This window comes from Thalassospira sp. HF15 (genome assembly GCF_011806525.1).
In the GTDB taxonomy this organism is placed as follows: Bacteria; Pseudomonadota; Alphaproteobacteria; order Rhodospirillales; family Thalassospiraceae; genus Thalassospira.
In genome coordinates, this window is record NZ_JAAVKI010000006.1 from 234,201 (window position 1) to 256,013 (window position 21,813).

Below are 21,813 nucleotides of genomic sequence, written 5' to 3' on the forward strand. Positions count from 1 at the left end.
TGGCACAACAGGGGGGGGATTGGTGCAGCAGACCTACACCAGTTCTGCCAACGCAGAGGCGCTGAAATCTTCAAGCTGATCGAACGCGCCGTTTTTGACCTTGTTGGCCCACTGGGCATCGCTCAGCAGGGCGCGGCCAACCGCGATCAGGTCAAACTCACCCTTGTCCATGCGCGCCACCAGCTCATCAAGGCCGGCCTTTTCCGAGGCTTCGCCGGAAAACGCGCCGATAAAGTCCGATGACAGACCAACAGAGCCAACCGAAATGGTGGCAGCCCCGGTCAGCTTTTTCGCCCAACCGGCAAAATTAAGGCCCTTTTCGCCGTCAATTTCGGGGAATTCCGGTTCCCAGAAACGACGCTGCGATGCGTGAATAATGTCCACCCCGGCCTCGACCAGCGGGGCCAGCCAATCGGTCATTTCATCAGGCGTGGTGGCAAGGCGGGCGGTGAAGTCCTGCTGTTTCCATTGGCTGACGCGCAGGATGATCGGGAAGTCCGGGCCGACGGCCGCGCGCATGGCGCTCACCACTTCGCGGGCAAAGGTCGAACGTTCCTTGATCGTCTTGCCGCCAAAGCGATCGGTGCGCAGATTGGTGCCCGACCAGAAGAATTGATCGATCAGATAGCCGTGCGCACCATGAATTTCAAAGGTATCAAACCCGGCATTCTTGGCATCAAGGGCGGCCTTGGCAAAGGCGGAAATGGTGTCGGCAATATCAGATTCCGTCATGGTGTTGCCACGCGGATCATCCGGACCGACAAGGCCAGACGGGCTTTCAACCGGCGCATCCGGTTCCCAGCTATCGGGTGTGCGGGTCGATCCGGTATGCCAGATCTGCGGGCCCATTTTGCCACCGGCGGCATGCACGGCATCGGCAACGGCCTTCCAGCCGGCGATTGCTTCATCGCCGTGGAAGAACGGAATGTGCGGCAGATTGCGCGACGCCGGGCGATCAACAACCGTGCCCTCGGACAGGATCAGGCCAACGCCGCCTTCGGCGCGCTTGCTGTAATATGCGGCATTGGCCGCCCCCGGAATGCCGTCCGGTGCCTTGTTGCGCGTCATCGGGGCCATGACAATGCGGTTGGCAAGCTTAAGCGTTTTCAGCTCAAACGGCTGAAACAGAATGTCGGTGTTGGTCATTACGGAAGTCTCCGGTTCATGAAAGTCTATGATGGTGACTAGATATATGTTATATACTTGGTGTCAATCAGGCACCTTGAGGTAACCAGGTATACTCAAGGAAACTGCACACCTTTGGTTGAGGCCATGAAACCGCGCATTGGAAGGGATCTGTCATGGAAATGAAGGAATGCTCGATCAAGGAATTCCGGCAGGATTGTCCGTGCCGGGGGCTGTTTGATCAGATTGCGGATAAATGGTCGATGATGATCCTTGCGGTGCTGGCCGATGGCCCGCTGCGCTTTAACGCAATCAAGCGCGGCCTTGAAGGCATCACGCAAAAGGCCCTGACCCAGACTTTGCGCAAGCTTGAACGCAACGGCATTGTCGCGCGCAATGTGATCGCAACATCGCCGGTGGCGGTGGAATACGAAATCACCCCGCTGGGCCGCACATTGATTGGTCCTTTCAAGGCGCTTTACTACTGGACCAAGGAAAACATGCCCGAAGTCGAAGCTGCCCGCGCAGCGTTTGACAAACGCATGGAAGAAACGGTCTGAGCGTCATCTGATTTCCCGGTGAAATCGGGATTGATCCTTGCTCAAAAGCTGCCAGCCGCGTAAGAAAAGGACATGTCCTTTCAAGCACGGAGAGTCTCGCGTGGGGTGGTATAAGTCACTGGTTTTGCCGATTGTCCGCTGGATTGATGCCGAGACCGCCCATGGTCTGGCGATCTGGGCGCTGAAAAACAATCTGGTGCCGCGCGATGATGACGCGACGGATGGAACCCCGATGCTCGAGACCGAGGTGTTCGGGCGCAAATTTGCCAATCCGGTCGGGCTTGCTGCGGGCTTTGATAAAAATGCCGAAGTCCCCAACCGGATGCTGTCACATGGCTTTGGCTTTGTTGAAATCGGATCGGTGACACCGCTTCCGCAACCGGGCAACCCGAAACCCCGCCTTTTCCGACTTTATTCCGACCGTGCGGTGATCAACCGCATGGGCTTTAATAATGACGGTGCCGAAGTTGTGGCCAGCCGCCTTCGCAAACGTGCACGGCGCGGTGTTCTGGGCGCCAACCTTGGCAAAAACAAATATTCCGAAGATGCGGCAAGCGATTACGCCAAGGGGGTCGAGGCGCTTGGTCCCTATGCGGATTATCTTGTGGTCAATGTCTCCTCACCCAATACGCCGGGCCTGCGCGCGCTTCAGGGCCGGGCACCACTTGAAAAGCTTTTGAAGGCCGTGATCAAGGCGCGGAATTCCTTTGCCAAGGGGGTCCCGGTGTTGCTCAAGGTCGCACCCGATTTGACCGAGGAAGACAAATCCGACATCGCGGCTGTGGTGACCAAGGTCAAGCTGGATGGCATGATCGTTTCAAACACCACGATTGATCGCCCGGTGGGGCTCAATAGCTACGATCAGGATGAAAAGGGTGGGCTTTCGGGGCCGCCGCTGATGGCGCCCTCGACCAAGGTTCTGGCTGATTTTTACCGTTTGACCGAGGGCAAGGTGCCGCTGATTGGGGTCGGTGGTATTGCATCGGGCAAAGATGCCTATGAGAAAATCCTCAATGGCGCGTCGCTGGTGCAGCTTTATTCTTCGCTGGTGTATCACGGCATGGAACTGGTCACCGAGATCAAGGAAGACCTCTCGCGGCGGCTGCGCAAGGATGGCTTTGCCAATGTGAGTGATGCGGTTGGTGCGGCCTTCCCGGAAATTTCGGGCAAGGGCATTCCGGTCGATGAGGCGCGGGCCGCGCGCGAAGCGCAGGCTGCCAAGGCGGCTGTGGCGGACAAATCCAGCGACAAAGACAAAAACGATAAATAAGACAAGGACCCGGACGGCATGAGCAAGACCGCCTCCTACGAAATGATCAATGGCCTGTCCGAGGTGATTGGCAAATATGATGCCGTGATCCTTGATCTTTGGGGCGTGGTGCATGACGGGGTCACACCCTATCCAAGCTCGATTGCGGCGATGACCGCCCTTAAGGAAGCCGGTATTCCGGTCGCCCTTTTGTCCAACGCACCGCGTCGTTCCTCGGTCGTGGTCAGCCGGATGGAGGATATGGGCATTTCGCGCGATCTTTATGGTCCGGCCGTCGCATCGGGCGAAGTTGCCTATGCTCAGCTCGTGGCGCGCTCTGATCCCTGGTATGCCAAACTGGGCCGCAAGGTCCTGATGGTGGGGCCGGTGCGCGATATGTCGATGTTTGAACAGCAGGATGTCGAGATTGTCACCGAGGTCGATGACGCCGACTGGGTGCTGATCACCGGCCCGAACGAGGATCATGATCCGGTTTCGAAATACGAAGACTTGCTCCATGCGCTTAAGGCGCGTGATTTGCCGGTGCTGTGCCCGAACCCCGACCGCGAAGTCATCCGCGGCGGCAAGCGTATCATCTGTGCCGGGGCAATTGCCGGGCGTTATGAAGAACTCGGCGGCAATGTCCGCTGGGAAGGCAAGCCATTGGCAAGCGCCTATGACTTCTGCCTGCAGGCGTTTGACAAAGGCCCGGATGCCAAATTGCTGGTGGTCGGCGACAGCATTTCGACCGATATTGCCGGGTCAAACAATGCCGGTCTTGATGTCGTGCTTGTCACCGGCGGCATTCATGCTGATGAACTGGGCGCGCCGCGCGGCACCTTGCCGGAACGCGAAAAGCTTGATGCCCTGCTGGCCGCCACAGGCCGTCACATCACCTATGCGATGGGGGATTTCTGCTGGTAGCAGTTAGGTTGCTCTTGGCATAATCAAGCTTGTTTTTGGCTGCCAATTTATCTTGGAACTCGAATGGTTACGTTGGCTAACGTGTACGAGAAGTTCGGTGAAGTTTCTGAGGCCGCCCAGCTTCTGGAAACTGAACTCGGAACAATGCTGCTTACGCATGAATGTTTGGATGCCGACCTAATTCGAAACCCTGATTCAGCCAAAGCCAGTGACATTGTTCAAAAGGTGAACAAACACACGCTTGGTCGTTTGATTTCCGCTTTAAATGCAAAGCAGAAAGATTCTGCGGTTTCTGCGGAAATGCTTGAGACTGCTTTGCGTGCACGAAATTTTTTAAGCCATTCCTTCTATCGGCATCACAACTTTCGGCGAAACTCTTCTGAGGGTCGTGAGCTGATGCTGAATGATTTAGAGCGGCTCCATAATGAAATCCTTGCCGCATATTTGGCTCTATTATCTGCCTCTGGTATAGATATAGATGGGCAAATTTCATCAGGCGGAAACTCGCAGCTTCCGACGCGATGGGTGAAAATTTAGCATGTCATATAGGTGTGGGGCAGTCGTCCTATGTATTCGGAAGGGAAACGGGCATGCTAACCGATGACATCCGCGACTATGCCAATCGTTCGGTTCTGTGCTGGCTGGCGACAAGCTCGGATGCCGGGCCGTCCGTCAGCCCCAAGGAAATCTTTGCCTGCTTTGGGGATAATCGCATCATCATTGCCAATATCGCTTCCCCGCAATCGGTGCAAAGTATCGCGCGTGATCCGCGCGTTTGCGTCAGTTTCGTCGATGTGTTTTCACAGCGCGGCTGGCAGCTTTACGGCGACGCGACACTGATGCGCAAAGGTGATTCTGGTTTTGAAGATCGCCAAGTCATCTTGCAGGAGATGGCAGGCGATGCCTTTCGGGTTGCGACCCTGTTTGATGTCACGGTCACCAAGGCCAATGAAATCCTGGCACCCAGTTACCGGTTCAAAAAGGACGTGAATGAGGCCGACATGCGCGAAAGTGCAATGCGGACCTATGGCGTCAAACCGCGTGACTAGCTTTCTGCGGCGACCTTGCTTTCGCGGAAGATGACGAACAGTCCGCTGGCGGTAATGATCGCGGCCCCGACAAAGGTCAGAACATCCGGCGTTTCACCCCAGAACAGCCAGCCGAGCGCTGTGGCCCAGATGAGGGCTGTGTAGTCAAACGGGGCAACTGTCGGCGCCTCGGCAAAGCGGAAGGCCTGGGTAATCATGGTGATGCCGGCTGTACCAAAAAGCGCAATTGCCAGAAACAGCCAGATGTCTTCTGCGCGTACCGGGCTCCAGACAAACATCACCGGAATGCTGGTCAGGATCGCGCTGGTCAGGCTGAGATAAAGCAGCAGCGTCCACATGCTTTCACGGGCATCAACAAAGCGCGCACTTAACATCAACAGCGCATAGGTAAAGGCTGTTGCCACCGGCAGAAGCGAGATCAGCTCAAACGTTGCCGCCCCCGGCCGGACAATCACCAATACGCCAACAAAGCCGACACTGACCGCAAGCCAGCGCCGCCAGCCGACCCGGGCAATGAAAATCGCCGACAGGGCGGTAATAAACAGCGGTGCGACAAAGGCGAGTGCGGTGGCCTCGGCCAGGCCAAGGTGATGGATGCTGGTAAAGAACATCACGGTGGCGGCAATCCAGATGACGCCGCGCATGAAATGCACCCCCACCCGGGTGGAGCGCAAGCTGCGATACCCGCCCATCTTGATTGCCAGCAGAAAGGCAAAGGGGAGCGCGATAATGTTGCGCAGGAAGATGATCTGGATCGGGGAATAATGATCCATCAGGCTTTTGGCCAGACCGTCATTGATGCAAAGAGCCGCCACCCCGCCACACATCGTCATTATGCCGGCAAGGTTGTTCTGGCGTGAAGGTGTTTGCGTGGTCAATGGGGCTTCCTGATAACGGTGGCGCGAATTTCCAGCTTTACGGTAATTGCCTCTAACAGGCCAGCAGATAAACAAAACGCCACCCGATATCGGGCGGCGTTTTGCGTTTTGATCGACATTGAGGAGACGATCATACGGATGGTTTGAAGCCGATCAGATCGCCATCTTGCGATTGGCTTCGATATAGATTTCGCGCAGGCGCTTGGCGACCGGGCCGGGCACACCATCGCCAATCGGCTTGTCATCAATCTCGACGACCGGGCAGACAAAGGCCGAGGCCGAGGTCGAAAATGCTTCTGCCGCGTTCTGGGCTTCTTCAACCGTGAACTGGCGCTCTTCGACCTTGAGCTGCAGCTCCTCGGCGCATTTCAGGACCGATGCACGAGTGATGCCGTGCAGGATGTCGGTCGACAGTTCGCGGGTGACGATCGTGCCGTCCTTGGTGACGATATAGGCGTTGTTGCTTGATCCTTCGGTGATGAAACCATCCAGCACCATCCATGCATCATCCTTGCCCTGTGCGGCGACGTCGGTTTTGAGAAGCGACGCATAGAGCAACTGCACGGTTTTGATGTCAGACCGGCGCCAGCGGATATCCGGGAAGGTCATGATCTTCTGGCCGCGTTCGGCCAGCGGCGAATTGATCAGCGATTTGCTTTGCGTGAACATCACGATGGTCGGCGGGGTGGTTTTGGAAATCGCAAAATCACGGTCGCCTGCCGAACCGCGCGAAACCTGCAGGTAGATCAGGCCTTCGGTGATGTCGTTAAGCTTCACCAGTTCGCGGTGGGCTTCAAGAAGCTGGTCGATATCGGGTTTGAAATCGAATTTCAGTTCCTTGAGCGAGCGTTCGAGGCGCTTCATATGACCCATAAAGTCAATCAGCTTGCCATCAAGGACCGAGGTAACCTCATACACGCCATCGGCGAACAGGAAGGATCGGTCAAAAATCGAAATCTTGGCTTCGGTTTCCGGCAAAAACTCGCCGTTCACATAAACAGTGCGCATCATAACTTTCCTGTTTAGCAAGCGGACCTTTTGCGATCCGTCTTGGATGGATGGAGCGACGTTTCCCAAAGACCTGCTCGCGCAAGCGCAGCCATCGCGATCATTGGTTCTTCCGCTATTTAGACTCTCAGATATCACAGGCGCACGCAATCTGTCGCGCAAAAGCTCTATATCGTGCGTGTAAAAGGTGAATTGTTGTCTTTGTCGGGGGTTGATAAGGATCTTGTTGAAATATTAAACGTATAATAGTTAGTTTTGTTGAAATTTAATTCAATTATCTTCCGTTGGCAAAACAGGTTGTTTGCTGCGAATGGGCGGTCTATTTTTATGTGCGATTTCTATTGTTAGTTCATGCTTTGGGGAGTGCTTGATATGGGGGGAGATGTTTACGATGATTTGATGGCAAAGATTAAAAGGCAAATCAATGGATTCGAAGGTCGAAGGAAGAAGTGCGGCAGAATGGCAAAGTACTTCGGTGTTTTTCAGATTCTTGGCGGGATCGTAGGCTCTACATTGGTTGCAATTAATATTGATTATAAGGAAGATGTTCTCTCTATTCTGGCGATAGTGGCAATTTCAATGGGGACTATCGCTCTGAATTTTATGCAGTTTTTTAAATTCCATGAGCGATTGCATATAGCTATTTCGACGGTGGCAAGACTTAAAGCCTTGGAAGAGGAACTGTCATACAGATGTTTAGAGGCTTTGGCCTCTGGAGGCGTGTCAACCGAGGAATATCGCGAGTATTTTGAGAAGTATCAGGGGATATTAAATGATGCGAATGCCAGTTGGTCTGGCCAGTTTATGGAGACGGTTAACAAGATAAAGAAAGAAAAAGGCAATTGATAATCTCTAAAGTATTCAATTTGAGGCATCTTCCACAGATGTTTGGTGTTTCTTCTGAAGAAGTATACTTCAACGAAAGTATTTTTTTTCAAATAGGTTTGCCAGAGTTAGCCCCTCCGAGGATACGAGGGTCAATGATGGTTGTGATTAACAAAGAGTTTCTCACACGAAACTCAGAAGGCTTTCTTTGGGGGAGTGCTTTTGATACAGGAGCTTGCCAAGCTGGATATTTAGGAAGTGACTTAGTTAAATACGCGGAGAAACTTCGTTTTTCATTCGGAGAAATGCTTAGCATTGTATCTCGTATAAATGAAAAGTGTGGAGGAGGTGACGGTAAAAGCTTCAGCCAATTGAATTACTCTGAGGTGTCGGAGGTCCTAGAAGAGGTTTTTCCAGAGAATTTTATTAAAAAGCTGATTCAGGTTAGGGGCAACAGCCCTTTATTTTTTGAGCTTTGCTTTAACTCCAAGGCTAAAGTGCGTCAGTCCGACATAATCGCATTATATTGCCCCAATAACTATGTACGAGAAATCCGAAAGTATCTATCCAGGGGAAATGAAAAGATAAAATTTGTCGGATATAATCCTCGGTTTGGTTTGGAGTCACTGGCGCTTGATGAAGATATACTCAGTCGGAATATTTGAACACCCGACGCCAGATACTGTCCCAACTCATGTTATGCCGATCATCGTGATCCGTGAAAATGAACAGTGGGAAAGAGTAAATTACATTATCGAGCGACCCTACCAGATAAAGATCCTAGAACGAGTTGGCGTGCCGAGTGCGAGCATAGACGGACTTTTCCCTTATCCATCTTACATACTTCATGACCCTGTCGAAATCACTTGCGACACGCAGGCACTATATCTGATCGGTGGTAGAGTTCTGTATGCAAGAAGCTTTGCAGAAATTGGCAAAGTCCTAGCTCAATCATTTTTTGCAAACTTCACATTTTTACATCTGCGGAACACCTTCATAACGTTGGCTCGCTGTCTTTAATTTCGGTCTGTTGCTTTTAGGAAAATCTTGGAACAGATGTGAATAGCTATGAGCAAGTAAGGTTAACACACCCAGTAACGGGTATCTTTATCCTCCTAAAATTTTTCATTTTTTGCGTTTGACCCTAACATAAGTTGAGGTTCTATCGTCCTGCTCCATGAGATGAAAAAGATGATGAAAAAACATTGCCAAAGAAATGGAGCCTTGTGATGAATAGCCACCAGCCCGTCACTGTAAATAACCCGGTCGAACATGACCGTGACACGCTGCAAAGCCGGATCAATGCCAGCTGGGCCGCCCCGCTTAAACGCCCAAGGCAGGAAGTTGATCTGGATGCCTATTTCGCCCGGATCGGCTATGACGGCCCGCGTGAAGCAACGCTGGAAGTATTGCAGGCCCTGCATGCAATGCATCCGGCAACGATCCCGTTCGAAGCCATTGATGTCTTCAATGACAAACCGATCAGTATTGATCCCGAAAAGGTCGATCAGAAGCTGATCCATGACGGGCGGGGCGGGTATTGTTTTGAACAGAACGGCTTGTTTTGCAGGGTATTGCGCAGCCTTGGATTTGAGGTCGAAGGTCTGGCCGGGCGGGTTTTATGGGGCTATGGGCCAAACGATTTGCCCCGTCCGCGCTGCCATATGGCCAACCGGGTGATGATTGATGGTGAAGCGTGGCTTGCCGATGTTGGTCTTGGTGGCTGTGTGCCGACAGCACCCCTGATGCTTGATATCGAAACACCGCAAGCCACCCCGCATGATACGTACCGCGTGATCAAGGGCGAACATAGCTATGTGACCGAAATGGAGCGTGATGGCGTCTGGAAGGCGGTGCACGAGGTGGATATCGCCCCCGTGGCTGACATCGATTACGAGGTCATGAACTGGTACGCATCCGATCATCCCGAAAGCGGGTTTTGCAAAACCCTGATGGTTGCGCGTTCGGCCCCGTTTGCCCGCTTCATGCTGCTGAATAACCGCCTGACCATCCGGCTGGTCACCGGCGAGGAAGAGCACCATACGCTGAGCGTCGGCGACATTCCGCAAACCCTGAGAGATATCTTTGGCATCGAGCCGGACCCGGCCTGGCGCGGGGCCTTTGCAAGTTTGGTCACGCACAGTTACGGATAAACGATTGTGCGGTGTTTATGCCGCCTGTGAATGATCAAGGGCGGGGAGCTTTGGCTTCCCGCCAATTGTTTTCAACCGAACTGCGAGTATTCCCGGCAGTTTGGGACAGGTCGTAGACCAAAAGCATCCGGATCGCACACGGGCTTATTTGCCAGCTTTTGCGTTGGCCTCGTTTGTCAGGCTTTCCATATAGCTCAGCAGATCGGCGATGCTTTGCGGGGTAAAGGAAAATTCCGGCATGGTCATGTTGTCATGCGATACCGTGATGCCCTCTGCCAGCGCTTCCTCAAGGTTTTCAAGCGGCCAGCGTTGCCCGAAACTGGCAAGGGCAGGGGCGGTTGTCACGTTCGGATCGGGGAGCGGATCGCCTTCGAATTTGGTATGACAGCGCAAACAGGTCTGCTCGGCAATGGATTGCCCGCGGGTGACGTCACCGTATTCCTCGCCCTTGTGCGCCATGTAATCACCAATGCCCCACATGCCCAAGGCAACAACGCCGGTCAGAAGGATGACAAGGCTGGTTTTCTGCATGGTGCGCTCCCAAAGGCGGTAGTGGTTGTCCGATGAGGGCCTGTATAGCAAGGCAAGGTAACGAATTTCCTAAGGCTATGGTCGTACCTTTGCTGCTGTTTTGGTTATCCATGCATGGCATGGGGCTATTGGCCGGGGGAAACGTCGACCGATATGCTGTCAGACATGATCCAAAACTAAAAAGGGTGGCTTTTGCGCCACCCCCTTCGTTGTCTGCACTAGTTTAGTGGAATATCCAGTCCCACGCGAAAGGTGCTCGCCTGGGTTGAGCTGACTGATTGGTTAAAGGATGACTTGAATTTGCTGTCATCGGGAAGGAAACCAAATGTCACCGGGGTATTGGCCACCACTTCAATGCTATGAGATTCATAATTAGCCAAGCCTATACCATCATAGGCATATTTGGCATAGATACTGCCGCCATCTTCAAACGTGATGTCACCACCTAACTCGGCTTTGGCACGTAGTTTTTCGGTATTTACCTGGCTTCCGTTATTGTGGTCAATCGGCGGAGCTCTGAAATCCCAGATGCCCTTCAAGGCAACGAAGGGACGGTACGTCAGGCCATCGTCAACCCGAAAAACGCGAACAATCTCGGGGCCGAAGGTAAGGTTTCCGAAGTCAATCGTTTGGGCTTCGATCCGTTCGCCCCCAAAGTTTTTGTAAGATTTTTGTTCTTCACGGAAATAGTTGAGACCGATCTGGGGATAAAACTCCCAGTCGTCGGTGCGGATGTCGCCGGTCAGATTGGTTTCCAGCTGCCAGCGTTCGCCGTCATATTTGTCCCAACCCCTGCCGAGCGGGTTGATCTTGTTTTTTGATTTTCCCCAGGCAACGCGCCCGTCCCAGATAAGGTTTTCATCCAGTCGGGAAACCATATATGGGCCAATCATCCAGCCTTTTCCTTTGCCTTGGCTGTCCTGGCCGGTAGCGGTCGTTTTATACAGGTCATATTGGCCCAGAATGCCAATCTTGGTGTCCTTGTCCAAGCGATAGTCGACGCCGGTCATGAACAGGCCGAAATCGCTATCCCCATCCGTGCCGCCGCGGCTGTCGCTGATGCCTTCCCATCTGCCTTTGACCCACGCGTTGACCGGGCTTTCAAAATTGGAAAACTCGCCGGGTGGCAGGCCATCGATGTTTTGCTGTCCGGCTGCCAGTTCTCCGGTCCAGTTCATGACGCTGTTGAGGTTGGCGGCAAAGCTGCCCTTACCTTCGTTCATCTCAAATGCGACAGGCAATGTCAGGCCGGTTGCTTCGCCGAGCGCATTTCCAAACGCAGCATTGCCATCAAACAACCCACCAAGGCTACCGCCACCGCGCCCAAAACCGCGCCCTGTCATCAAGCCGGAAAGGCCGACACTTTGCGATGTCATGTTTCTGATATGGGTTGAAACGACGTTTTTGATTGCGGACTGGGATTCTGCGAGGCTGCCAGCGGGCGGAAGAATGTTGTCAAACAGCTTCAGGCTCGCTGTTCCTTTGAGTGTGCCGCCTGAATCTCGTAAGGTGAACGTGATGAAAATATCACGTCCGGCAATCTGGGGAAGATTGAACGTTGTGGACTGTCCAGAAATGGTGCTGCCACTGACAATAAGGCCTTCGAGGGCGGCGAATGATGCTGGGGTCGTTCCTTGCTGTATGGTGAAGGTGATCGAAGATTGACCTTGTGGCGATCCTGAAATGGTTGCCCATGTTAGGTCAGTGGTGCCGGACCCGCCCTGTGACGCTTCAAGGGAGATGTTGGCGTCGGCAAAAGTCGCCCCGCCACTCAGCGAAATTTGCAGCGTATCGCCTGCGGCCAGAGCGGTGGTTGGGCTGCCGCTTCTAAAGAACGTCAAATCGTCGCCGTCAGCTGTTTCGCGGGCTTGGTTGGTAATCGTCTTTGTCGTTGTCGCCGCACTGCCACCGGCGTTTGTTACGCCGTAAGCATGGGCGCTATTGGGCGCGACAAGCAAAAATAGTGCAGCAATGCAGAGCCGCGCGAAGTTGGTTTTCATCTGCATTGTCGATTTTGTTTTTTTGTACCGTGTTGTGTCACGTTTTATATTTATTTTCAGTGCGTTGTTGGTAAAACCAGTTATAAGAAGCAATACCCGCCACAATATGTGGCCAGACTTAAAACAGCTTTCCATAGCTCAATCCTTCACCCAACCAATGCGTTTTACGCACTTTTGTCTTCTGGCTGCTCTCACAGCAAACAGGGTCATCGTGTTCATGCCATAAGGTTTGCCTTATGAGCTGCATCGGGGATGAGAAGAACTCTGAAAGTCTGCTCGGCTTGCGCCTGATCACATCATCGGATTGCAAAACGCCAAGTTTTTTACCCGGGTCAATGCTTCAACGGTTATCCGCCAGACAGGTTTTTGTCCGATGCATGAATTTCCATCACGCAAAGACACCTCAAGATCGGCTAAATTTTCAAGTGAACAAGAAGCGCTTCAATCCCCGCGCAAAGAATTAAGCTGCATTTCCGATAAAGAAACATGCAATTTGGTGCGGGCATACGTTTTGTGCGCTTTGGGGATATTCGGGACGCTTTCTGGATATCGCACCCGGTTTCTAGTGTCGGATCGACCATTTGAATGAGTCTGGACCCTAGAACGATAGACGTCGAACGTGCGTTAGAGGCAGGCGAGTGCGCGGCTTGAGATGGAAACCGAATTCTTCGCCGGATCCTTGAGGTTTGCAAACTGATAATTGTCTGCCTGATGGATCGGGCCGACATCAATCCCGGCTTCGATCAAGGCGTTTCGGGCGCTTTCAACATCTTCGACGTCAAAGACCAGCTTGATCAATGACTGTCCTGCTTTCTGGCCCTTGCCTGCGGGATGGAGCATCAGGATCAGCCCACCATCCGGGCGACGGAGTTCAACAATGCGATCACCGTCAATGACAAAGGCCTGATAGCCGAAATGCTTGCTGTAAAATGCCACCATGGCGTCAATGTCATGGCAATAAAGCACTATTCGGCTGCATAGGCCTGTGGTTGCAGCCGCCATTGCCTAGCTGCCATCCGCCGTGCGAAATACCGTCAAGCCATTGACGACAATCCGGCCATCGGGCAGCAACTGCCCGTCATATTCGGTGGTGCCTTGCGGGCCGGGGCGCCCGGCGGCAAGGCCGTTGACCGCAAAGGGCACAAGGGCGCCCAAAAGGGTCGGGCTATCGGGTGTGCCCAGAAGATCAACCAGCTTGTCCTGACCCAAAAGTCGGAAATCAAAGTCACCAGTGAAGCCATAACGCGCGGCGGCCTGTGCGATGAATTCGCCAGACCCAAGGGCCTCGAGGCCGCGCGATTCAACATAGAATTCATCAACCTTGACCGGGGCGCCGTTCTGGGCGGCTTTTTTCCACAGGGCATCGCCGATCTGGCGTCGCGCAAAGCGCGGGGCGGTGCCCGTCAGGATATCGTGGAAACCCTTTTCAATGATCGGCTGGGCTTCGGACCATGGCAGACCGGCACTGCTGGTTTTGACCCGGACTGTACGCGGCTGCAAAAGGCTTGGCAGCCACAGGCCGTCATGGGCGTAGTCAAGATGGGTCGCGCCATCCTTCCCGGGATAGATCGTGAAATTGGCCGATTTGATCGAGACGCGCTTTTCGCGGTTCGGGCCCGTCCATTCGGCGGCCTGCCAGCCAATGCGTGCCATTTCCGGCAGCCATTGCATGATCAGGCCGTTCATCATCCAGTGTTTGCGCGACACCGGTTCTTCGCCAACAAGGAAATCGGCAAATCCGTCAAAGGTCACCGGCACATTGCGTGCGGTATCCCAGCGCAGATATCCCCCGGCATTGCGGAGCGTCAGTTCGCGTTGATCGCTGGTGGCTTCGGCCAGCATTTGCGCCCGTTCGGGCAGCTTGACATCCAGATCGACCTGACCGGTGGCATCCGTGTCACGCACAGTCACAAGCACATCTTCCATCACCAGTTGGCGCGGGGTGGAATAGCCGTGCAAATCCAGGGAAACATCATCATAGACCAGTTCGACCGCGTCGCCATCAACGGTACGCGCGTCAACCTCGGTTGCGGCAATACCCGATTGCATCAGGATGGCGTCAACGGCCGTGCGGGCGTCTTCGACCGAAATGGCTTCGGCGCGCGTGGTCAGGCCTGCAATGGAAACTGCAAGAATACCAAAGCCGGTAAGAGCCTTTCGGAAATGCATGACGCGGTCCTTTTGCTTGCCGTTGTGCGCGTAAAATCACGCGGTCGGTTACGCTGACAACAGTTTACCGCAATTTTGGTTATGTTAGGGCAAAGTAAATCAGATGTGATCAAGGTCACCCGCCGCAAAACGTCTGCGCATCCCTTCACAACTGACAGGATGCTGTCAGGAGGGCGGTGTTAGGCATGTCTGAGATCAAACAGATAGCAGGGGGTTATTTACTGCAGCCGAACGTTTCGCGCGTTTCCGGCGTTGCAATGCCACACAGGAAAGTCTCAACAGCGCGCGACACACGTTCACTGATCTGCTGATCGGTCATGGGCGGGCGCGGATTGTGTTTCATGATGCGCGATTGCCAGTCACCGATGATCATCGATTCGAACATTTCTGCCGAATGGTCCGGGTTTTCGATCTTGATGCGACCGAGTTTTTCCTGTCGTGACAGATAGTCCGCAAGGTGTTTGCGGGTGCTGTCAGGACCAACTTCAAAGAACTTCTCAATCAGGGGGAGAAAGTGCTGGCCTTCCGAATACAGAATTTGAGTGAAGCGTGCGACTTCCTCGGTTACAATCTTTTTGGCCAGTTTCGTGCCGAAGTCCGTAAGGGCATCACGGGGAGGGAGGTCGGTTTCCAGCGAGATATGCAGTTCGGCGGAGAATTCCTTGCAGCGCTCGGTCATGACCGCAGCCAGCAAGCCATCCTTTCCGCCGAATGCTTCGTAAAGGGTGGTACGCGATCCGCCTGATTGTGAAATAACGTCGTTCAGGGTCACTCCGGAGAAGCCACGTTCAAGCAATAACGCCCATGCGGCATCCATCATTGCACGACGTCGTGCAGTTCCGCGAGCGTGTTGTTTTTCAAGCTTTTCTGGCGTTTCACTCATCTTTATTGGCTTCGCTCTCTTTGGGCCTTGATCGTGCAGTGCACAAAGTGTACTGTACCGTACAGTATCTATAAAAGCAATGGCAAAGCGCCCACCACACTGCTTTGCACGGACTTAGAAGGAATAAGCATTTTGTCCATGCGATCTTGTTTGAAATTCGCCGGTATGGCAGCGCTTGTCGTTCTCGTTGCAGCTTGCAGCGAAGAAAATAACGGCGGCGGTCAGCAGGCCAATGCCCAGCAGCAGCCCCAGGCAACCCCGGTCGGAACGGTCACGCTCAGTGCGCAGACCGTTGGCCTTGTTGAAGAGATGCCCGGTCGCACTGTTGCCTATCGTCAGGCCGATATCCGCCCACAGGTCGATGGCATTATCAAGGAACGCAACTTCACCGAGGGCGCGTTTGTTGAAGCAGGTCAGCAGCTTTACATGATTGACCAGGAAGTTTATCTGGCGCGCGTTGATGCTGCCCAGGCTGAATTGACCCGGCAGCGCGCCACCCTTGATCAGACGACCAAGACGCGCACACGCTATGATCCGCTGATCAAATCCCAGGCCGTAAGCCAGCAAACCTATGACGATGCCGTTGCCGCCGAGGCACAAGCCAAGGCGTCGGTTGCTGCGGCCCGCGCCGAGCTTGAACAGGCACGTATTGATCTGGCCTACACCACGGTCACGGCACCGATTGCCGGTCAGATCGGATCATCCGATTATTCCGAAGGTGCGCTTGTGACGGCCAATCAGAGTGCCAAACTGACCACGATCACCCAGCTTGATCCGATCTATGTCGACGTGACGCAGGCCGGTGGCCGCTTGCTGAAGATCAAGGAAGCCATCCGCAATGGTCGCATCCAGGGTGTTGAGGACGGGAAGATCGAGGTTGCCCTGATCATTGATGCAACCGGTGCTGAATATCCGCACAAGGGGACCTTGCAGTTCTCGGACGTGACGGTGAATGAAACCACCGGCACGGTCCGCCTGCGCGCGGTCTTCCCGAACCCGGACGGGACCCTTCTGCCGGGCATGTTTGTCCGTGGTCAGGTCCGTCAGGGACGTCTTGAGGGCGCCTTCCTTGTGCCTCAGAAAGCGGTCATGCGCCGCCCGGATGGCTCGGCTTATGCCTATGTCGTCGAGGATGGCAAGGTTGCCTCAAAGGATCTGACAATCGAGCAGTCTCAGGGACAGGATTGGCTGGTTACGGCCGGTATCGAAGATGGTGCGCAGGTAATTGTTGATGGCCTGCAGCGCATCGGACCGGGTGCGCCTGTTGCGCCACAGCCTGTTGAATCCGCCAAAGCCGCCGAATAAGGACTTATTCAATGGCAAAATTCTTTATTGATCGCCCGGTTTTCGCCTGGGTTATTGCCCTGGTGATTATGCTGGCGGGGGGCTTGTCGCTTTGGCAGTTGCCCATCGAACAATATCCGTCGATCGCGCCGCCTTCTGTTGAAATCGGGGCAACCTATCCCGGTGCCTCGGCGCAAACTGTTGAAAACACGGTCACCCAGGTGATCGAACAACAGATGAACGGTCTTGATTATCTGCGTTATATGTCTTCGACCTCGTCGGGGAACGGGCAGGCGTCGATTACGCTGACCTTTGAACCCGAAGCCGATCCGGACATTGCCCAGGTTCAGGTGCAGAACAAGCTGCAAGCGGCCATGTCATCGCTTCCGACCGAAGTGCAGCAGCAGGGTGTTACCGTCAGCAAGTCATCGGGCTCGTTCCTGATGGTTGTCGGCTTTGTTTCTGCCGACGGGTCAATGGATGCCGAAGACCTTTCTGACTTCGTTGTGTCGTCGGTCGAAGATCCGATTGCGCGTGTGAACGGTGTTGGTTCGGTCCAGGTGTTTGGCGCCCAGCATGCCATGCGCATCTGGCTCGATCCGAACAAGATGCTGTCCTACAACCTGACGGTGATGGATGTTAATGCGGCCATCGAGGCGCAAAACACCGAAGTCACCGCCGGTCAGATTGGCGGCGCGCCGTCCGTTGAAGGTCAGCAGATCAACGCAACCATCACCGCCCAAAGCAAACTGCAGACGGTTGACGAGTTTTCCAACATTCTTTTGAAGGTCGAAACCGACGGCGCACAGGTGCGCCTTGGCGATGTCGCCCGGATCGAGATTGGCGGCGAAAGTTATGACATTGTCGGGCGCTATAACGCTCAGTCTGCAACCGGTATCGGGATCAACCTTGCGACCGGTGCTAATGCGCTTGATACGGCCGAGGCGGTTAAATCCCGTCTGGCAGAACTGAAGCCATTCTTCCCGCAAGGGGTAGAGATTGTCTACCCCTATGATACGACACCGTTCGTCGAAGTATCGATTGAGGAAGTGGTTTGGACGCTTGGTGAAGCCATTATTCTTGTCTTCCTAGTGATGTTCCTGTTCCTGCAGAACTGGCGGGCAACGCTTATTCCGACGATTGCGGTTCCCGTTGTTTTGCTGGGGACCTTCGGGATTCTTGCGGCCTTCGGGTATTCGATCAACACGCTCACCATGTTTGCCATGGTTCTGGCCATCGGTCTTCTGGTCGATGACGCGATTGTTGTGGTCGAAAACGTTGAACGTGTGATGCACGAAGACGGACTTCCGCCGCGCGAAGCAACGCGAAAATCCATGGGACAAATCACAGGTGCGTTGATTGGTATTGCACTTGTGCTTTCTGCGGTGTTTGTGCCGATGGCCTTCTTTGCCGGGTCGACCGGTGCGATTTATCGCCAGTTCTCGGTCACGATCGTCTCCGCCATGGCGCTTTCGGTTGTTGTCGCGATCGTTCTGACACCGGCGCTGTGTGCGACCATGCTCAAACCCGGCCACACCGATCCGACCAAGAAAAAAGGCCCGTTTGGCTGGTTTAACCGCGGCTTTGAGCGGACCAACAACTTCTATCAAGGCAGCGTTGGCCATGTTGTGAACCGCAAATGGCGCTATCTGTTTGTCTACGGCATCTTGGTTGCTGCACTTGCGGCTCTGATTGTTCGTCTGCCGGGTTCGTTCCTGCCCGAAGAAGATCAGGGCATCATGTTTGCCATGGTGCAGTTGCCTGCCGGGGCGTCACAGGAACGTACCGTTGAGGTTCTCAAGAAGTTGGAAAAACACTTCATGGAGAACGAGGCGGAAAACATCGACGGCATGTTCACCGTTGCCGGCTTCTCGTTTGCCGGTAATGGCCAGAATGCGGGTATTGCGTTCGTGAACCTCAAGGATTGGTCGCAACGTACGCGCCCGGATCAGTCGGTCGATGCGGTGATTGGGCGTGCCTATGGCGCGTTTGCCGGTATCCGAGAAGCCATGGTGTTTGCCTTTGCGCCGCCGGCCATTATCGAACTGGGTACGGCGAACGGCTTTGACCTTCAGCTTGTTGATCGGGGTGGTAATGGGCACGATGCTTTGGTTGCTGCCCGTAACCAGCTTTTGGGCATGGCATCACAGGACCCGCGTCTTGTCGGTGTACGTCCGAATGGTCTCAATGATACGCCGCAATTCAACGTCAATATTGATCAGGAAAAGGCCAGTGCCCTTGGTGTAAGCCTTGCCGATATCAACCGGACGCTGGCGGCGGCCTGGGGGTCAAGCTATGTCAACGACTTCATTGAAAATGGCCGTGTGAAGCGGGTTTACATGCAGGCCGATGCCAAATACCGCATGATGCCCGAAGACATGAATTACTGGTATGTCCGTAACAAGTCGGGCGAAATGGTGCCGATTTCGGCTGTCGCCTCGACCAACTGGACTTACGGTTCTCCGCGTCTGGAACGTTTCAACGGTTTGTCCTCGCTTAACATTCAGGGTTCGGCCGCACCGGGTGTGGCATCGGGCGATGCGATGGCGGCGATGGAGCAAATGGTTGCCAAGCTTCCGGGTGATATCGGTCTGGAATGGCAAGGGCTGTCTTACGAAGAACGCGAAGCGGGCGAACAGGGACCGGCATTGTATGCACTGTCCATGATTGTCGTCTTCCTGTGTCTCGCAGCTTTGTATGAAAGCTGGGCCATTCCGATTTCGGTGATGATGGTCGTGCCGCTTGGCGTCCTTGGAGCCGTGATCGCAGCCATTCTGCGTGGTCTGCCCGATGACGTCTATTTCCAGGTCGCCATCCTGACCACAATTGGTTTGTCGGCCAAGAACGCCATCCTGATTGTCGAGTTCGCCCGCGAACTTTATGACCAGGGCATGGGGCTGCTTGAAGCAACGGTCGAAGCTGCGCGTCAGCGTCTGCGTCCGATCATCATGACGTCGATGGCCTTTACCCTTGGTGTCGTGCCGCTGGCAATTTCGACCGGTGCCGGGGCCGGGGCCCGTGTGGCGGTTGGTACTGGTGTGATGGGCGGGATGATTGCCGCAACGGTGCTGGCGATCTTCTTCGTGCCGCTGTTCTTTGTTCTGATTGTTGGCGCATTCGCCAAGAACCGGAAGAAAAAGGGCGAAGTCCAGGCCACCCACGAACATCCGGCTGAATAAAATTTAAGGCCAGCCCTAATCAAAAGGCTGGCCTTAAACAGCATCGCGCCGTGACGGTGCAGAATTTAAATTTCTGCATGATCCCCCGACCCCGCCGTTGCGCGTGCGAAAGAAAGGGCCGATGCGTTTGCATCGGCCCTTTTGTTTTGACCTTAACCCAAAGTGACGTCAAGCGCCTTTTGGATAGGGGAAACTATGCCAAACCCTCATCAAGCCCATAAATATCGCACTTCTGGCCGGATAAAGATCAGGCTTTGCTCATGCGATCAAGGGTCTGGCGATGGGCATGCATCTGATGGAAAATGGCATAACGGCGATCATGATCGGCCTTGGCCGATGGATCTGGCGCATGGGCGGTTTCCTTGCCAGCCATCTTGCGGGCTGCGGCGGCAAGGCCACCTTCGGCGTCAAGCGCACCGGCAGCGAGCATGGCAGAACCCAGAAGAACCGGCTCTTCGCAATCGGACATCACAACCGTACAGCCGGTGACATCGGCATAGAGTTTGACCAGCACCCGACTTGCGGTATGGCCGCCGCTCAGATGAATGTGGGTGATGTCATAACCGGTATCATTCATGGCATCGATGATGTGGCGGGTGCCATAGGCAATCGCGCAGGCTGTCGCCCAATAAAGCTTGAGGAAGCTTTCCTCGCTCTGATCCAGTGTCAGGCCCGAAATAACGCCAAGCGCCTCGGAATCAGCCAGCGGGGAGCGGTTGCCATGGAAATCCGGCAAGACATGCAGGCGCGGCGCAAGGTCGGTTTTTTCCGCCATCATCGGCATCAGTTTTTCACCCGCCAACTTATGGGCATCCCGGCCCATGGCATGGGAAAACGGATGCATGGCAACGATATGATCCAGCAATGCACCGGTCGCTGACTGCCCACCTTCATTCAGCCAAAGGTTCGGGGCAATCGCGCCGAAATAGGGGCCCCACACGCCTTTGATAAAGCGCGGTTCCGTTGACAGTGCCATATGGCAGGTCGATGTGCCCGCGATCATGGCAAAATGCTGATCAAGATTACCGTCCAGATATTCACCAAGGGTGCCCAGCGCACCGGCATGGGCATCAATCAAACCGGCCCCGACCACACAATCCGTCGTCAGGCCAAGGTCAGCTGCCCCCTGTTCGGACAGCGATCCGATCAGGTCGCCAACCGCAAGGGCGGCCTCGTGCATGTTGATCTTGTCGTTCAGGTCTTCCATGTCGATCGCTTTCAGGAAATCGCGATCCCATGGTTCATCCTGATGGGCAAGATAGGTCCATTTGCAGGTGACCGTGCAGCAGGACCGGTCATTGCTGCCGGTGGCGCGGAAGGACAGAAAATCGGCCAGATCATAGGCCGCGCCCATTTTCTGCCAGGTGGCATTGTGATGGCGTTTCAGCCACATCAATTTGGGGATTTCCATTTCGGGCGACATGGTGCCGCCGATATAATCCAGAACCTTGGCACCCGTGGCGGTGCATTCCTCGGCCTCGCGGACTGCACGGTGGTCCATCCAGACAATCACATCCCAATTATCCGCCCCGTTGGGGGTGACACCCAGTGGTCGGTTATCCTGATCGCGGATCACCAGTGAGCATGTCGCATCAAATCCGATGGCCGCAATTTTGTCGGCCGCGACCCCGGATTGCGCCAGCGCATCACGCACCGACTGACAGACCGACTGCCAGATATTTTCAGAATCCTGTTCGACGAAATCGGGCTTTGGCCGGTTCATCGCAATCGCGTGCGCAGCGCTGCCAAGCAATTTGCCATTGGCGTCAAACACGCCGGCACGCGCGCTTCCGGTGCCGACATCGACACCGACGAAGCAAGGGGAACTGGGACTCATGATGGGGTACTCCTCCGCGTATTCCCCGACTTTTCCGGAATTCTCCGATGCCGGGTGATCTTTTGTTTGGTCTGTGTGACTTCAATTTGGCCTGAGTTGATCAAAAGTTCACTAATTGGTCAAATGTTCATTTTTGTTGACGCTGAACTTCCTCGTTGG

The 21,813-nt window shown here is 54.4% G+C and carries 19 protein-coding genes; 10 read left to right on the forward strand and 9 right to left on the reverse strand.

What is annotated here, in order from left to right; all coding sequences use genetic code 11:
* Positions 1-33: 33 nt before the first annotated feature.
* On the reverse strand, positions 34-1,146 hold the full coding sequence (locus HED22_RS15115) for an NADH:flavin oxidoreductase (protein WP_167723714.1): 1,113 nt from the start codon (positions 1,144-1,146) through the stop codon (positions 34-36).
* A 155-nt stretch (positions 1,147-1,301) separates the two neighbouring features.
* Here HED22_RS15115 and HED22_RS15120 point away from each other — a divergent pair, with 155 nt between their 5' ends.
* From HED22_RS15120 to HED22_RS15140, 5 genes are all read left to right on the forward strand, one after another.
* Positions 1,302-1,685 carry a helix-turn-helix domain-containing protein gene (locus HED22_RS15120; protein ID WP_167723716.1) on the forward strand — a complete coding sequence of 128 codons (384 nt, stop codon included), beginning with the start codon at positions 1,302-1,304 and terminating at the stop codon, positions 1,683-1,685.
* 100 nt (positions 1,686-1,785) lie between these two features.
* A complete protein-coding gene (locus tag HED22_RS15125) occupies positions 1,786-2,955 on the forward strand; it encodes a quinone-dependent dihydroorotate dehydrogenase (protein WP_167723717.1) in 1,170 nt (389 codons plus the stop codon).
* An 18-nt stretch (positions 2,956-2,973) separates the two neighbouring features.
* A complete protein-coding gene (locus HED22_RS15130; RefSeq protein WP_167723719.1) occupies positions 2,974-3,858 on the forward strand; it encodes a TIGR01459 family HAD-type hydrolase in 885 nt (294 codons plus the stop codon).
* A gap of 63 nt (positions 3,859-3,921) precedes the next feature.
* Positions 3,922-4,395 (forward strand): hypothetical protein, encoded by a 474-nt coding sequence (locus tag HED22_RS15135; protein WP_167723721.1) that lies wholly within the window; start codon positions 3,922-3,924, stop codon positions 4,393-4,395.
* 53 nt (positions 4,396-4,448) lie between these two features.
* A complete protein-coding gene (locus HED22_RS15140) occupies positions 4,449-4,907 on the forward strand; it encodes a pyridoxamine 5'-phosphate oxidase family protein (protein ID WP_167723723.1) in 459 nt (152 codons plus the stop codon).
* Here HED22_RS15140 and HED22_RS15145 read toward each other — a convergent pair.
* Both HED22_RS15145 and HED22_RS15150 read right to left on the reverse strand, forming a co-directional pair.
* Complete coding sequence (locus HED22_RS15145) at positions 4,904-5,785, reverse strand: DMT family transporter (protein ID WP_217701895.1); 882 nt, start codon at positions 5,783-5,785, stop codon at positions 4,904-4,906. The genes HED22_RS15140 and HED22_RS15145 overlap by 4 nt on opposite strands.
* Before the next feature lie 153 nt (positions 5,786-5,938).
* Positions 5,939-6,793, reverse strand: a complete 855-nt coding sequence (locus HED22_RS15150; protein WP_217701896.1) for a D-amino-acid transaminase — start codon at positions 6,791-6,793, stop codon at positions 5,939-5,941.
* 372 nt (positions 6,794-7,165) lie between these two features.
* Here HED22_RS15150 and HED22_RS15155 point away from each other — a divergent pair, with 372 nt between their 5' ends.
* The 3 genes from HED22_RS15155 to HED22_RS15165 all read left to right on the forward strand — a co-directional run bounded on the left by HED22_RS15155 (position 7,166) and on the right by HED22_RS15165 (position 9,771).
* A complete protein-coding gene (locus HED22_RS15155; protein ID WP_167723727.1) occupies positions 7,166-7,639 on the forward strand; it encodes an SLATT domain-containing protein in 474 nt (157 codons plus the stop codon).
* A 38-nt stretch (positions 7,640-7,677) separates the two neighbouring features.
* Positions 7,678-8,283 carry a hypothetical protein gene (locus tag HED22_RS15160; RefSeq protein ID WP_167723729.1) on the forward strand — a complete coding sequence of 202 codons (606 nt, stop codon included), beginning with the start codon at positions 7,678-7,680 and terminating at the stop codon, positions 8,281-8,283.
* Positions 8,284-8,847: 564 nt separating this feature from the next.
* On the forward strand, positions 8,848-9,771 hold the full coding sequence (locus HED22_RS15165; protein ID WP_167723731.1) for an arylamine N-acetyltransferase: 924 nt from the start codon (positions 8,848-8,850) through the stop codon (positions 9,769-9,771).
* A gap of 144 nt (positions 9,772-9,915) precedes the next feature.
* Here the strand turns inward: HED22_RS15165 and HED22_RS15170 are convergent, their stop codons facing one another.
* The 5 genes from HED22_RS15170 to HED22_RS15190 form a co-directional block, all read right to left on the reverse strand.
* Positions 9,916-10,302, reverse strand: a complete 387-nt coding sequence (locus HED22_RS15170; protein WP_167723733.1) for a c-type cytochrome — start codon at positions 10,300-10,302, stop codon at positions 9,916-9,918.
* A 218-nt stretch (positions 10,303-10,520) separates the two neighbouring features.
* Entirely contained in the window at positions 10,521-12,437 is a 1,917-nt protein-coding gene (locus HED22_RS15175; protein ID WP_167723736.1) for an autotransporter outer membrane beta-barrel domain-containing protein, read from the reverse strand.
* A 489-nt stretch (positions 12,438-12,926) separates the two neighbouring features.
* A complete protein-coding gene (locus HED22_RS15180) occupies positions 12,927-13,304 on the reverse strand; it encodes a VOC family protein (protein ID WP_167723738.1) in 378 nt (125 codons plus the stop codon).
* A 3-nt stretch (positions 13,305-13,307) separates the two neighbouring features.
* Positions 13,308-14,471 (reverse strand): hypothetical protein, encoded by a 1,164-nt coding sequence (locus HED22_RS15185; protein ID WP_167723740.1) that lies wholly within the window; start codon positions 14,469-14,471, stop codon positions 13,308-13,310.
* 214 nt (positions 14,472-14,685) lie between these two features.
* The gene (locus HED22_RS15190) at positions 14,686-15,354 is read right to left on the reverse strand and encodes a TetR/AcrR family transcriptional regulator (RefSeq protein ID WP_167723742.1); all 669 of its coding nucleotides are present in this window, start codon (positions 15,352-15,354) and stop codon (positions 14,686-14,688) included.
* Positions 15,355-15,519: 165 nt separating this feature from the next.
* On the opposite strand from HED22_RS15190, the gene HED22_RS15195 reads away from it, so the two are divergent.
* The gene (locus HED22_RS15195; RefSeq protein ID WP_254870080.1) at positions 15,520-16,659 is read left to right on the forward strand and encodes an efflux RND transporter periplasmic adaptor subunit; all 1,140 of its coding nucleotides are present in this window, start codon (positions 15,520-15,522) and stop codon (positions 16,657-16,659) included.
* 11 nt (positions 16,660-16,670) lie between these two features.
* Positions 16,671-19,817, forward strand: coding sequence for an efflux RND transporter permease subunit (locus HED22_RS15200; RefSeq protein WP_167723744.1), 3,147 nt, complete (start codon positions 16,671-16,673; stop codon positions 19,815-19,817).
* A 247-nt stretch (positions 19,818-20,064) separates the two neighbouring features.
* On the opposite strand, the gene HED22_RS15205 is transcribed toward HED22_RS15200, so the two are convergent.
* A complete protein-coding gene (locus HED22_RS15205; RefSeq protein ID WP_167723746.1) occupies positions 20,065-21,654 on the reverse strand; it encodes an FGGY-family carbohydrate kinase in 1,590 nt (529 codons plus the stop codon).
* Between the last annotated feature and the right edge of the window lie 159 nt (positions 21,655-21,813).

What these genes read in the sequence shown, in the direction of transcription:
- HED22_RS15115 (WP_167723714.1), bottom strand. Translation starts at nt 1,146, where the DNA reads ATGACCAACACCGACATTCTGTTTCAGCCGTTTGAGCTGAAAACGCTT.
- HED22_RS15120 (WP_167723716.1), top strand. Translation starts at nt 1,302, where the DNA reads ATGGAAATGAAGGAATGCTCGATCAAGGAATTCCGGCAGGATTGTCCG.
- HED22_RS15130 (WP_167723719.1), top strand. Translation starts at nt 2,974, where the DNA reads ATGAGCAAGACCGCCTCCTACGAAATGATCAATGGCCTGTCCGAGGTG.
- HED22_RS15135 (WP_167723721.1), top strand. Translation starts at nt 3,922, where the DNA reads ATGGTTACGTTGGCTAACGTGTACGAGAAGTTCGGTGAAGTTTCTGAG.
- HED22_RS15140 (WP_167723723.1), top strand. Translation starts at nt 4,449, where the DNA reads ATGCTAACCGATGACATCCGCGACTATGCCAATCGTTCGGTTCTGTGC.
- HED22_RS15150 (WP_217701896.1), bottom strand. Translation starts at nt 6,793, where the DNA reads ATGCGCACTGTTTATGTGAACGGCGAGTTTTTGCCGGAAACCGAAGCC.
- HED22_RS15155 (WP_167723727.1), top strand. Translation starts at nt 7,166, where the DNA reads ATGGGGGGAGATGTTTACGATGATTTGATGGCAAAGATTAAAAGGCAA.
- HED22_RS15160 (WP_167723729.1), top strand. Translation starts at nt 7,678, where the DNA reads ATGTTTGGTGTTTCTTCTGAAGAAGTATACTTCAACGAAAGTATTTTT.
- HED22_RS15165 (WP_167723731.1), top strand. Translation starts at nt 8,848, where the DNA reads ATGAATAGCCACCAGCCCGTCACTGTAAATAACCCGGTCGAACATGAC.
- HED22_RS15170 (WP_167723733.1), bottom strand. Translation starts at nt 10,302, where the DNA reads ATGCAGAAAACCAGCCTTGTCATCCTTCTGACCGGCGTTGTTGCCTTG.
- HED22_RS15175 (WP_167723736.1), bottom strand. Translation starts at nt 12,437, where the DNA reads ATGGAAAGCTGTTTTAAGTCTGGCCACATATTGTGGCGGGTATTGCTT.
- HED22_RS15180 (WP_167723738.1), bottom strand. Translation starts at nt 13,304, where the DNA reads ATGGCGGCTGCAACCACAGGCCTATGCAGCCGAATAGTGCTTTATTGC.
- HED22_RS15185 (WP_167723740.1), bottom strand. Translation starts at nt 14,471, where the DNA reads ATGCATTTCCGAAAGGCTCTTACCGGCTTTGGTATTCTTGCAGTTTCC.
- HED22_RS15190 (WP_167723742.1), bottom strand. Translation starts at nt 15,354, where the DNA reads ATGAGTGAAACGCCAGAAAAGCTTGAAAAACAACACGCTCGCGGAACT.
- HED22_RS15195 (WP_254870080.1), top strand. Translation starts at nt 15,520, where the DNA reads ATGGCAGCGCTTGTCGTTCTCGTTGCAGCTTGCAGCGAAGAAAATAAC.
- HED22_RS15200 (WP_167723744.1), top strand. Translation starts at nt 16,671, where the DNA reads ATGGCAAAATTCTTTATTGATCGCCCGGTTTTCGCCTGGGTTATTGCC.
- HED22_RS15205 (WP_167723746.1), bottom strand. Translation starts at nt 21,654, where the DNA reads ATGAGTCCCAGTTCCCCTTGCTTCGTCGGTGTCGATGTCGGCACCGGA.